Here is a 12,595-nt window from a genome sequence, read left to right on the forward strand (position 1 = left end):
TACATCAGGTCACTGAATAAAAATTAAAATAACTTATATATTATTATTGAAATCTAAAACCTTTACAAGTTTAAACAAATTTAAGAATTCTAACAAATTTTATGATTATAAATTATCAAAATTACTAATATTAAATTTATCATTAAAATTATAACAAGTGGAAAACGTGTTATTTTTCCTATGAAAAAACAAACCTACATTTCCTACACTAGACAACGGAAGAAAATCAATTAAATTACCTTTAAAATCATACATGTATGAAAAAGATTGTTTTTTATCATTTATCATGATGATTTGCTGATGCTCCGAGAACCTAAAATATTGAGTTGAGACATCGCTGGAGCTCATCTGAGGTGCTTCAAACATCATTTTGCCATCAGCATCGAGCACAGAAACTTCATTTCCATCCTTGCTAACTATTATATATGTACGAAATTTTTGTTCTGGTATTAAAGAAAATTCCGTTTTTTTCGACTTTTTATACAAAAATATTTCATCCTTCAACTCGCCTTTCATATCGTACTTTTTCAGATGTCCTCTTTTTCCAAGCACTATAATTTGACTCGTATTAAATGTATTTCCTCTATCAAAAAATAATTTGCTGTCAATCTCCAAGCCTGTTTTTATAGGAAAACCTTTATATTCCCAACCTCTTCGATTGTAAAGATGCAGCAAGCCTGTTTTCTCCAATACTAAAAAACAATCCTTATCCCCAACTCTAACATGCCTCATGGACTCAACGATAGGAGAGGACATATGCTTCGGATTCCAAGGCGCTAAAAGCTTGCCTTTCTTATCATAAAGCCAGATATCATTGTTTTGATCTATAAATGAAAATCGATAGTTTTTCAAACCATCATAATCAATCACTGAAAAATCAGAAATAGTCGACACGTGTTGAAACTTTAAAGGAAAACCTTTAAGATCTTTTCCATTCAAATCCAAAATGTGAAATGAATTGCCAGCGACAAATGCCAACTGAGCACTTCCTTGATTAAAATAATCAATCAACTCAATATTGTCATTAAGTATGGTGCTGGAAACATTTTTACTCCATACTTTTTTATTTCCATCCATTAAATGCACAGCACCCTCCTCAGTCTGGACAACTGCTAGCTCCTTTCCATCTTTAGGGTGTTTGAAAGCAAAAGGGCCTCCTACTAATTTTTTACCGAATCTTTTATAGCTTGTTTTTCTATTAGCAGGCTTATCTTGTTTAAAAATTCCATTATCAAGCAATAGCAATGTCTGAAGATCAAATGCGCCATTATTAGTTTTGCTGATATCCAAGCTAGCAAATTGAAGCTCTCTTAACGACTTCTCATTCTTTTGAATCACATCCTTCCAGTCTTTATTCAAAGAGTTTATATTGCTTTGCCAGCTATTTTTTATTTCAGCCAACACCCTCAATGAGCTGCTTTTATACTGTTCCTTAAGAAACTGATTATGCTTAACGGATTGAGTCCAAACATTTTCACCTTTTAGTTCATCCAGATATCTTGAAACGCTTTTCAAATTATTAAATAGAAAAAGCCTATTGTCATAAACAAAACTAAATGTCTGGTCGAACTGAGGAGATAATTCACCCAAGAAAACAGAAGGAAAATTATCAAATGACAATTGATAAACAGCCAAATCATCAAAATATGTCACCAACGAAGTACTGTCCTCGCTTTTCTTCATTGAAAGAGTTTCCAAATTCAAAGTGGACTCTTTCTTCAATGGAACAATCACTGCGTATTCAGGAACTTCGGCTTTGATCGACTCCAGATGACACAACATTAGCTCGCCATCAACGCTCGAAGAGATGTCTAATACAGAATCCATCTCTAGCGTCATTTTCATTTCACTATGCGAAGTACTATATAAATTATGATCCTGCAACGCTTCTACCCAAGCTTCGAAATCGGAAATTCCATACCTGATGACTTTTTTTGACGAAATAGGGATATATGAATACGATCGAGGAACTGTAGGGCTTTGTTTTTCAAATAAACTTAAAAGCCCATCGTCAATTTTACTTTGCTCTACTTCGCCAAAAGCCATCAACCTATAATCCCCCAACATCAAATTCATCTTTGCTAGCGATGCTAACTCATACTTGCTCAAAAGATCATCGGACTCTATAAAAAAGCTACCTATCAACTCATCCAGCTTATTCAGTCTGACCGCTAAAATGCCAAAGCTCTGGCCATTGTCTATAGAAGCAAGTCGGTCATTGGGCTCCAGATTAAAGGCATTTGTTGTTGGCGAATCATTGATCTTTCTTACCACATCCTCAATCAAAAAAGACGCAAAGCTTCCAACTAAAAAATCATCATGCATCAAATAGGTAAACTTGTCTTTACCCAACGTAATTTCATTTATTCTGGTCTTATTGAATTCATAATGCCCAGTGTCAACCTTTCCATATTTACGCTGAGCAAGTTCATAAAAATGCTTTGCCAGCTTAGGCTGGTCAACTTGCGGTACATTCAAATAATATGTAAAATCAAACTCTTTGCTTGATGTTTGAGTCAGCCCCATCCATAATTTTCCTTTTATCAGGCTGTTCAAAAAATATGAATCGCTAACCATACTATCCAGCATGACAAGCCATTCCTTCATCTTTTTATTGCCTCCAAAAGCGGACAATCGAGAGCCTAATGGCTTTTCATAAAAGTCTCCCAATTCCTTGACTATATTCTCAGGTTGATATATAGCCATGGTATTATTGGGCACCAAATCATTTATTCCTGGTTTTTGGGGACTTAAAAACCTATATAATAATACGACAGTTGCTAAACAGGCAATTCCCGCGATTGCCCCTATGATATACTTTTTCTGTCTCACTGAAAAAATCTTTTTTTGATCAATATAAACACAAAGATAATATTATTTTTTTCTGCCATAATAAAACATTTGTCATGTTTTAGAATAAAGGCATAGTTTTTTATAGAAAAAATTCTAGTTATGGCTAGAATGATAATCTTATTAACAATTGTCAAGTTATTTTCTATTCACTGTGCTATTGGCCAAGAAGATAGTTATCGAATAATGTTTTATAATGTCGAAAATATGTTTGACACGCTAAGCATTCATTCAGGAGACAAAACCTTCAGTCCTGATGGAATTAGAAAATGGAATAGCTATAAATACGTCACTAAAAGGGGCAATATTTACAAAGTCATCGCCAATAGTTCACAAGAATTTTCACCGCCTGACATCATTGGCTTGGCAGAAATAGAAAACAAAGAAGTGTTAACGGATCTTTTCTGCAAAACACCTCTTATCAAAGCCGAATATGAAATCATACATTTCGAATCAAAAGATTTCAGAGGAATCGATGTGGCTTTGGTTTATAGAAAAAAAAGCTTCACTCCACTATTCACTTGGCCACTGCGAATTGATTTCGAAGAGCCCAGTAAAACCTCAAGGGATATTCTTTATGTCAAAGGAATCTTAGGGAGGAAAGATACATTGCATCTTTTTGTCAACCACTGGCCGTCAAGATATGGAGGCGAAGCCAATACAGTCAAATACAGAAAAAAAGCGGCTCAAAGATTAAAAAAAGCATGCGACTCAATCGGGTATTGCCAGAATATCATCATCATGGGAGACTTGAATGACAACCCCGAGAACGAAAGCATTGAAAAAACCTTAAAAGCCTCATTGGGATTTAAACAGCCCAATGACTCTGAACTCGTCAATCTAATGGCTGTGCCTTACAAAAAAGAAGAATGGACGCATGCCGGCAATGGAGATTATTATTTTGAAAAATCCATTCTTGATCATTTCATTGTCAATAAAGAAATGTTGGACTCAGCAAACGCATTGCAGGTTTTCAAAGATAGAGCGTATATAATAAAAGAGCCTTGGATGTTAACGAAAGACAGAAAAAGAGCGAAAAGAACATTTTATGGATTCAAATATGAAAAAGGATATAGCGATCATTTACCTATTTATATTGATTTATATATCAAAAAATAAGCGACAGAATAATCTGTCGCTTGCATATATCTCATTTAACTATCCTAATCCAAAGAGATTTCAACTTGATTTCTTACAAGATCTTCCATTGTTTCTCTTTTTCTAATCAAGTGAGCTTCTCCTTTGTAAATCAACACTTCCGCTGGCCTTAATCTTGAATTGTAATTCGAAGCCATACTGAAGCCATAAGCTCCGGCATTTTTGATAGCCAATATATCGCCTTCTTTCACTTCGTCCAATTTGCGATCCCAACCAAATGTATCAGTTTCACAAATATAACCAACTACGGTGTACACTCTCTTTACTCCATTAGGATTCGAAAGATTCACAATGTCATGGTAAGCATCATACATCATTGGCCTTAGCAAATGATTCATTCCTGAATCAACACCTACAAATACCGTTGCAGGAGTAGTCTTGATCACATTTGCCTTTACCAAGAAATAACCGCTTTCGCTGACAATAAATTTGCCTGGCTCGAACCAAATTTCAAGCTCTCTGCCATATTCTTTACAGAAGCTCAAAAATGCATCGCCCAGTTTCTTGCCAACATCTGTAAGGTCAGTTGTTACATCGCCTTCCTTGTAAGCTACTTTAAAACCACTTCCAAAATCCAAAAACTTCAAATTCTTGAATCCTTTAGCAACCTTGAATATTATTTCAGCTCCTCTTAAAAACACTTCCGCATCCAATATATCAGAGCCTGTATGCACATGAATACCAGTCACATTGATTCCATAGGTATCAACAACACGTTGAATATGTCTTTCCTGATACACAGAAATGCCAAATTTCGAATCAATATGTCCCGTAGAAATCTTGGTATTCCCGCCAGCCATGATGTGAGGATTCAACCTTATGCAACATGGTACTTTGGAGCCATAGTCATGGCCAAACTGCTCCAATATCGATATATTGTCAATATTGATCACCAAGCCCAAGTCAACCGCCTGCTTGATTTCTTGATAGCTCACTGAATTCGGCGTGAAAAGGATTTCATTAGGCTTAAACCCAGCCTTAATGCCTAAATGAGCTTCTTGAATAGAAACCACATCCAAGCCGCATCCATTCTTTTTGATCAATTTCAGAATAGAAATATTGCTCAAAGCTTTTGTAGCGTATTTAAGTTTCAACTTCAATCCACCAAAAGCCTGTTTGAGTTTTTCTACTTGCTCGGTGATTTTGTCAGCATCATACACATACACAGGTGTGCCAAATCGCTCAGCCACGTCGACGAGCTTCAATCCCTGCACACAATAAGCGTCATCAATAATTTCCATCTTATATTAAATTAAAAGTTAATCTTCTGATCTAGGCAAGTGCATCGCCTATATATAAATCCACGCAACTTCAAAAATAAGAAGCTTATGCGAATTATCCATTTATCTTCTTATCAAATGCTTCTATAACTATCTGTCCCATCGAAGAAAGAGTGCCCATTCCTTCATAATCATCTTGACGCATCTCATTTTCGATAAAGCTATAAACAAAATCATACAAATGCTTTTGTCTTCTGCTTTCTAGCAATTCCACAGCTTGCGCTCTAAGTTGCTCTTCCGTCATACCTTGTCTTTTCTCATTCAACTCCTTCGCCTCTTTTTCGCAAGCCATAGCCGACTCCAGCAAATCCTCCTCGGTAATCAGCGGAAACTCGCCCACTTTACTTTTGAAAGCATTCCATATCAAAGTATTTATGAAAACTCCCATTTGCTTCAACTCCTCTGCCTTGTTTTCCGATACTACAAACACATAGCCCAGTACGAAAGGTTGTTCTTCTGAAAACTTCGACATCATCTCTTCAACAGCTGTCAAATCCGAGCTTTGGAATGAAGCTTGGATATCTAATATTTCTTTTTGCTCTATTACTACCATATGCTTTAATTTGGAACTGACAAATATCTTTAAAATTTACACCATTATTAAACAAACCCCTCTATTTCAGAAAAAAAATCAACCCTTAATTAGCATTATTCCTATCAACATTATTTTTTTAATTTTTTATAAAATTTTTCCACAAAACATTGAGATACTAATAATAATTATCACTACATTTGTATTAACGTACAACGCTTACTCATTAGTGTGGTATAATAATGGACAAAATTTGTTTGTAAAGTAAAAGGGAGATCTGGACAATCTCCCTTTTTTTGTTCTTGATTCAAGTATTTGTCAATCCAAGCTCTATTTTTGTATCATTTTCCTTTAATCGGACCCTATACAAGATGAGAACATTCAATTTTTTTATACTTATAATTTTAACAACTATTTATTGCCTTCAAGCAACAGATACGTATAGCCAAAAACTTTTCAGCAACGAATCGCCTGTTGATACCACATATATAATAGACTACACGGACAGAATTACCGCAAGGCTTTACTCTTCTATTAAATTCACAAATGTATATGTCGTTGACAATTCACTTGACGAAACTCTACATTACAAACCCAATGACAACCTCAATCTCGGGTTTGGAGCGAATTACAAATTCATAGGTCTAAATATTGGACTAAACTTCCCATTTATCAATAACCGGGACCATGACAAATATGGAAATACAAAATACCTTGATCTTCAGTCTCATTTATACATGAGAAAGCATGTCATTGATTTCATTGGCCAATTTTACAGAGGGTATTATCTTGAAAATAGCGATCATGCAATCAAGAATTTTCCAAAAGATAAATACTACATAAGGCCTGATATCAAAACGACAAGCCTTGGATTGGTTTATAACTATGTTTTCAACCATAAAAAATACTCTTACAGAGCAGCCTTCCTGCAAAATGAGTGGCAGAAGAAAAGCGCAGGATCATTTTTGCTAGGGGGAAACGTTTATAATGTTGTCACCAAAGCAGATTCATCGATAGTTCCAAGCAATATAAACTATGTAAACTTCATAGACAGCGTGAACTTCAACCAATCTTACCAATTTGGACTGGGAGTAAATGGAGGGTACGCTCACACCTTCGTAATCAAATCAAAACTTTTCTTCGCCATCTCCGCAACGATTGGTGTTGGTTTTGGAGGAGTAAGGCTGCATCAGGAAACAGAAGCAAGCCGAGAAGACATAGATGTCACATTTACAGCTCAACTTAGAGGAGGCTTTGGATACAATAGCGAAAAGTATTATGTAGGCGTATCTTATGTCAATCTATTGTCCCAAAACCAACTAGGGATACCAGAAGCTTGGCTGGGATTCAGCACGGGAAACTTCAGGGTCAATCTTGTAAGACGATTTACTTTGAATAAACCAATCACCTTGGAGTCAGTCAAGGATCTCTTCCGTAAAAAAGAACAATAACATGCAACAAATTAAAGAATAAAGCGATTATTTTTATTGAGCGTCATGTGAAACATCATGTTAAATGATGTTAATCAGATAACTTTTAGATGAAAAGCTCCTATTTTTAGCCAAATGCTTAAGTCGAAATCTTCATGAGTAAAAACAAACTATATTTCATTATCATCCTGATGAGCTTTTCTTTGCTAGGACTCATAAGCATACAATTCAACTGGATCACGCAGCTCATCGACGAAAACAACACAAGCTTCAGGAAGGATGTTCTTTCAGCGTTAAACAATGTATCTAAGCGACTGGAACAAAGAGAAGTGCTTTATATTGCTAAAAACAGCTTTTTTTCTGACGGAGAAAACCAAAATGCATCTGTTTTTGAACAAGACACTTTGCTTTTTTTCAATCAATTCCTGCCTCAAACACCAACTATACTTTCATTGGATAGCTTTCAATCCAAAGACAACAACCAAATTAGTGTCAGGCTGAATGAGAAAAAGGATATCTTCAACTTCAATTACAAGATTCGAAATGAAAAAAATGAATACCCGGAATTCAATCAAAATATTCGAATCCAGTTCAAGCAACATAAAAACTTTGTGGATTCAGTCTTCAAGTACGATTTCAATGAAAGAAGAGTGATCCCAAAGGTCAATGAAAGAAAGCAAATGGTCACTATTGTCCTGAACGAACTTTATTCAAAAGAAAGGAAAGTTGACAATAGAATAGACTCCATATATTTAGATTCGTTGCTAAGGGAAGAAATGAGATTCAAAGGCATCAAAGTTCCTTATCAATATGGAGTGATTTTCAATAAAAGCAAAGAACTCTTCATATCCAATACAGCCGACGAGGAAGCATTGCAAAACAGCGAGTACAAAGCTCGGCTATTCAAAAACGATATTTATGGAAGTCCAAGCACATTAGCGGTTATTTTTCCTGAGAAAGACCGATATATTCTTCAAACGATCAGTTTTAATCTCTTTCTTTCCTTGATATTGATTCTCATTATTCTTTACTCATATTGGTATTCCATTCATACCATATTGCGGCAAAAGAAACTTTCGGAAATCAAAACAGACTTTATCAATAATATGACTCATGAGCTAAAAACACCAATATCAACCATATCGTTAGCTTATGAAGCCCTTACGGACAAGGATATGAGGAATAATGCCAATATCCTCGAGCGCTACCTTAACATCATCGATAATGAAAACAAGCGCATGCTCAAACAAGTGGAAAATGTGCTTAAAATCGCCTCTTTGGATAAAAAAGATTTCGAGCTTGCAAAAGAGCCTAAAGACATCAATGCAATCATTGATAAATCAATCAAGCATTTTGAGATGCTTATTGAAAAGAAAGGCGGCAAGATTTCCAAAAACCTAAGCGCAAGCCCTGCGACAATCAAAATCGACGAAACCCATATGAGAAATGTTTTTGACAATCTTTTAGACAACGCCAATAAATACAGTCTCGACTCGCCTCCAATAATTGAAGTTACTTCAAAAAATGTTAGTAATGGAATACTTATTTCGGTGAAAGATCACGGCATTGGCATGAAAAAAGAAGATCAAAAACAAGTATTCGAAAAGTTTTACCGAGTTCCTACGGGAAATGTCCATAATGTAAAAGGTTTTGGACTTGGGCTGTCCTATGTTAAATCCATCGTTGAAAAACATGATGGAACTGTAAAATTGAACAGCCAATTAAACAAAGGAACAACATTTGAAATATTTTTGCCTTATGAATAAAACGAAATTGCTCATAGTAGAAGATGATCCCAATTTAGGTGACATTCTCAACGAATACCTTACGGTAAAAGGTTACGACACCACATTGAAAACAGATGGAGAGGCTGGCTTTCAAGCATTTTTCAGCGAAAATGACTTTGATCTCTGCCTCTTTGATGTAATGCTTCCGAAAAAAGACGGCTTTACTTTAGCTCAAGAAATTCGAAAACAAAACACTGAAGTGCCAATCATCTTTCTAACCGCCAAGTCTATGAAAGAAGATACAATCAAGGGCCTGAAGCTAGGAGCCGATGATTACTTGACCAAACCCTTTAATATGGAAGAGCTATTGCTTAGAATCGCAGCGCTTCTCAAAAGGTCGAAAAAGCAAGAATCTTCCAGCGTGGAAACTGCTGAATTCAAAATTGGAGACTTTGAGTTCAACACTGATACTCAGGAATTGACAGTGCTTGGGGAAAAAAGAAAGCTCACTTCCAAAGAATCCGAGCTTCTGAAAATGCTATGCCAAAACCTCAACAGCACGCTTGACAGAAGCATCGCTCTCAAAGCCATATGGCATGATGATAGCTACTTCAATGCAAGAAGTATGGATGTTTATATCGCTAAGTTGAGAAAATACTTAAAAGAGGATGAAAAAGTAAAAATCATGACTATTCATGGTCAAGGATTCAAGCTTATCGAAATCAAATAAGCTAGCTAAATGCATAATCGAAATCATGGTGATACTTTTTTTCCATCATTAATAAAAAAAGAATAGTTTGAGCGAAAATATATTTTATGCCAGAGTCAAGTATTTTACCTTAAAATTGTATAACTTTACTTGGTAATGAACGTTACTTATAAAGGTAACTTCATTTTATATTTTTTAGGCTCTTCTATATTATTTCAAATTGAGACATAGTCTCAAGCTTTTCAAACCAATGTGGCATAATTGCTTATTTACGCAATTTTTAAATTAAATAACTATGATAGAGATTATTCCTTCAGTAGCGATATTAAATGGTAAAGTAGTAAGACTAACCAAAGGTGATTATAATAACTTTAAAACATACGAAGATAGTCCTGTAGACTTAGCAACACGCTATTTGGACTGCGGAGTAAAAACTATACACCTGGTAGATCTTAATGGCGCTGTCAATGACGAACCACAAAATGACAATATCATTGAAATTTTGAAAGCGTTTGTTCCTGTGGATATTAACTTTACAGGAGGTATTCATACAGACGGGGCCATAAGCAAAGCCTTTGAATGCGGAGCTAACTCTGTGACAATCGGGGAAGCGGCCATTGAAAAAAACAAGTTGTTCAGCGGTTGGCTTATGTCATACGGTAGAGAAAAAGTATGGCTTGCAGCTGACTGCATTGATGGAATGATCCACACCAGAGGCTGGCAAAAAAACACGAATGTAAATATTATCGAACACATTCGTTATTTTTACGATAGAGGTCTTAAATTCGCTAAAATCACTGATATAGCTAGAGATGGCGTTTTGGAAGGTCCTAATTTCGAGTTATACCAAAAAATAGTCGAGCTGTTCCCTGATTTGAGAGTATATGCTAGCGGAGGTGTAAGATCTATGGATGATATCCAACAACTTGAAGATATCGGAGTGAAAGGTGTGATCATTGGAAAAGCGCTTCATGAAGGCAAGCTTAACTTGAAAGAGATTCAAAGCTTTTGCAAATAACTTGTTTGCAAAATTGAATATATAACCTGTTTATTTTAAGCCCGAGAATTATTTCTCGGGCTTTTGTATTTTTCCATTTTTTATCTATTCAGAAAATGATTGATTCATTTAAACATAAAGCCAACGAAGCAGCTCTGCGCAAAACAGAGCTTGAAAAAAAGTCAAGAAATATCGCTATCGTTAGAGTTTGTTTATTCATCTTTTTCATTTGCGGCATTATCTTCTTCGCCAACTCAAAAATGCTGGCATTAATTTACATTTCAATAGCGGCATTTATGCCTACATTCATTTTACTTCTGAAGTTTCATCAAAGAACCAAAGCAAAAAAATCATTCTACCATCATCTAGAAAATTTAAATCAAAGAGAAATATCTCGATTGGAACATAAGTTCAACGACTTGGATGGAGGAACAGAGTTTATAAATACCAATCATAACTACTCAAGCGATCTGGACATCTTCGGAGACAAGTCATCATTATTCCAGCTCATTAACCATACGACTACAATCCACGGAAGAAAAACTCTAGCAAAATGGCTTGACAATATTCCCAGCAAAGAGACAATCACCTCAAGACAACGAGCAATCAAAGAACTTTGCAAGCAAGAAGATTGGTGTCAAAAATTCGAAACGATAGGGCTTTCATTAAGCGAAAAGCTAAAAAATAAATCAAAAAATATTAAAGTTGCCAATATTGACAAGCTTTCAAAATGGGAGAAACTGGCTTCATATATTATGCCAATAAGTTTTCTCTTAACAAGCCTGCTTTGTTTTTCTCTGGACTTAAGCTTTTACCTCGTTTTGATTCCTGTTTCCATTCTCTTTTTCACCATGAAAAAGAAATCCATGCAACTTGCAGATCTTTCCAAAACCATAGAAGAAGAGCATAAGCAATTGGAAGTCTATGAAAAACTATTTGATGAAATTGAGAAAAAATCTTTCGATGAAGAATATTTAAATCAAATCAAAGCTCATTTCACCAAAGACAATATCAAAGCATCGATTGCAATAAAACAGCTTAAAAACATTGTCTACTTGCTTAATAATAGGGCGAATGCTTTTTTCCCTATTTTCAATTTTATCTTTGGCTTAGACTTGCACTATGTGTCTTACCTTAATCAATGGAATGAAAGATATGCCCAATCCATCGATTCTTGGTTGTCAAAAATTGGAGAAATGGAAAGCTTAAACAGCTTGGCTCAAAATGCTATCGCTAATCCAAATCAATGCTATCCAAAAATTAATGATAACAGATATTTTATTTCTTCATCGCAATTAGGCCATCCATTAATAGCTTCATCATCAAGAGTAAGCAATGATTTTCAATTAAATGGAGATGGCAAGCTCGCCTTGATTACAGGGTCTAACATGTCTGGAAAAAGCACTTTCTTGCGAACTATAGGTATCAATATCGCCATGGCTTATGCAGGAGGCACAGTTTGCGCCAAAGCTTTTGAAGTCTCTATCATGAACCTCTTCACAAGCATGAGAACGAATGATAATTTGGAAGAAAACACCTCTTCATTTTATGCAGAGCTCAAACGTATTGAGTCGCTAATAAATCAAATCAAAAATGATCAAATGCCTACGCTATTCATGTTGGATGAAATATTAAAAGGCACAAATTCAGCCGATAGACATAAAGGCGCCAAGGCACTGATTTTGCAATTGCATGAAGGTAATTCCAGCGGTTTCATCTCTACGCATGATTTAGCTTTGGGCGAACTCGCCATAGACAATCATTATATCGACAACTATCATTTTAGCAGCGACATTGATAATGACAAACTCCACTTTGACTATAAAATTAAAAAAGGAGTCTGTGAAAGTTTCAATGCAAGTGTACTTATGAAACAAATAGGGATCAAAATTTAACAAAATTTCGTAATAAT

Annotated in this window: 9 protein-coding genes; 6 read left to right on the top strand and 3 right to left on the bottom strand. The window is 35.4% G+C overall.

Going from position 1 to position 12,595, the window contains the following annotated elements:
• Positions 1-105: 105 nt before the first annotated feature.
• Complete coding sequence (locus AABK36_RS19960) at positions 106-2,832, bottom strand: hypothetical protein (RefSeq protein ID WP_309936940.1); 2,727 nt, start codon at positions 2,830-2,832, stop codon at positions 106-108.
• Between the two features lie 120 nt (positions 2,833-2,952).
• On the opposite strand from AABK36_RS19960, the gene AABK36_RS19965 reads away from it, so the two are divergent.
• Positions 2,953-3,969, top strand: a complete 1,017-nt coding sequence (locus tag AABK36_RS19965; protein WP_309936941.1) for an endonuclease/exonuclease/phosphatase family protein — start codon at positions 2,953-2,955, stop codon at positions 3,967-3,969.
• Between the two features lie 44 nt (positions 3,970-4,013).
• Here AABK36_RS19965 and lysA read toward each other — a convergent pair whose 3' ends face one another.
• Both lysA and AABK36_RS19975 read right to left on the bottom strand, forming a co-directional pair.
• The gene (gene lysA / locus AABK36_RS19970; RefSeq protein ID WP_309936942.1) at positions 4,014-5,249 is read right to left on the bottom strand and encodes a diaminopimelate decarboxylase; all 1,236 of its coding nucleotides are present in this window, start codon (positions 5,247-5,249) and stop codon (positions 4,014-4,016) included.
• A 94-nt stretch (positions 5,250-5,343) separates the two neighbouring features.
• Complete coding sequence (locus AABK36_RS19975) at positions 5,344-5,841, bottom strand: hypothetical protein (protein ID WP_309936943.1); 498 nt, start codon at positions 5,839-5,841, stop codon at positions 5,344-5,346.
• A gap of 350 nt (positions 5,842-6,191) precedes the next feature.
• On the opposite strand from AABK36_RS19975, the gene AABK36_RS19980 reads away from it, so the two are divergent.
• The 5 genes from AABK36_RS19980 to AABK36_RS20000 all read left to right on the top strand — a co-directional run bounded on the left by AABK36_RS19980 (position 6,192) and on the right by AABK36_RS20000 (position 12,578).
• Positions 6,192-7,271 carry a DUF4421 domain-containing protein gene (locus tag AABK36_RS19980; protein ID WP_309936944.1) on the top strand — a complete coding sequence of 360 codons (1,080 nt, stop codon included), beginning with the start codon at positions 6,192-6,194 and terminating at the stop codon, positions 7,269-7,271.
• A gap of 134 nt (positions 7,272-7,405) precedes the next feature.
• Positions 7,406-9,016, top strand: a complete 1,611-nt coding sequence (locus AABK36_RS19985; RefSeq protein WP_309936945.1) for a sensor histidine kinase — start codon at positions 7,406-7,408, stop codon at positions 9,014-9,016.
• Positions 9,009-9,707 carry a response regulator transcription factor gene (locus AABK36_RS19990; RefSeq protein ID WP_309936946.1) on the top strand — a complete coding sequence of 233 codons (699 nt, stop codon included), beginning with the start codon at positions 9,009-9,011 and terminating at the stop codon, positions 9,705-9,707. Before AABK36_RS19985 ends, AABK36_RS19990 begins: the two co-directional genes overlap by 8 nt.
• A 274-nt stretch (positions 9,708-9,981) precedes the next feature.
• A complete protein-coding gene (locus AABK36_RS19995; protein ID WP_309936947.1) occupies positions 9,982-10,704 on the top strand; it encodes a 1-(5-phosphoribosyl)-5-[(5-phosphoribosylamino)methylideneamino]imidazole-4-carboxamide isomerase in 723 nt (240 codons plus the stop codon).
• 95 nt (positions 10,705-10,799) lie between these two features.
• The gene (locus tag AABK36_RS20000; protein WP_309936948.1) at positions 10,800-12,578 is read left to right on the top strand and encodes a MutS-related protein; all 1,779 of its coding nucleotides are present in this window, start codon (positions 10,800-10,802) and stop codon (positions 12,576-12,578) included.
• Positions 12,579-12,595: the final 17 nt, after the last annotated feature.

The organism is Aureibacter tunicatorum (assembly GCF_036492635.1).
Taxonomy (GTDB): domain Bacteria; phylum Bacteroidota; class Bacteroidia; order Cytophagales; family Cyclobacteriaceae; genus Aureibacter; species Aureibacter tunicatorum.

What these genes read in the sequence shown, in the direction of transcription:
- AABK36_RS19975 (WP_309936943.1), bottom strand. Translation starts at nt 5,841, where the DNA reads ATGGTAGTAATAGAGCAAAAAGAAATATTAGATATCCAAGCTTCATTC.
- AABK36_RS19965 (WP_309936941.1), top strand. Translation starts at nt 2,953, where the DNA reads ATGGCTAGAATGATAATCTTATTAACAATTGTCAAGTTATTTTCTATT.
- AABK36_RS19985 (WP_309936945.1), top strand. Translation starts at nt 7,406, where the DNA reads ATGAGTAAAAACAAACTATATTTCATTATCATCCTGATGAGCTTTTCT.
- AABK36_RS19990 (WP_309936946.1), top strand. Translation starts at nt 9,009, where the DNA reads ATGAATAAAACGAAATTGCTCATAGTAGAAGATGATCCCAATTTAGGT.
- lysA (WP_309936942.1), bottom strand. Translation starts at nt 5,249, where the DNA reads ATGGAAATTATTGATGACGCTTATTGTGTGCAGGGATTGAAGCTCGTC.
- AABK36_RS20000 (WP_309936948.1), top strand. Translation starts at nt 10,800, where the DNA reads ATGATTGATTCATTTAAACATAAAGCCAACGAAGCAGCTCTGCGCAAA.
- AABK36_RS19995 (WP_309936947.1), top strand. Translation starts at nt 9,982, where the DNA reads ATGATAGAGATTATTCCTTCAGTAGCGATATTAAATGGTAAAGTAGTA.
- AABK36_RS19980 (WP_309936944.1), top strand. Translation starts at nt 6,192, where the DNA reads ATGAGAACATTCAATTTTTTTATACTTATAATTTTAACAACTATTTAT.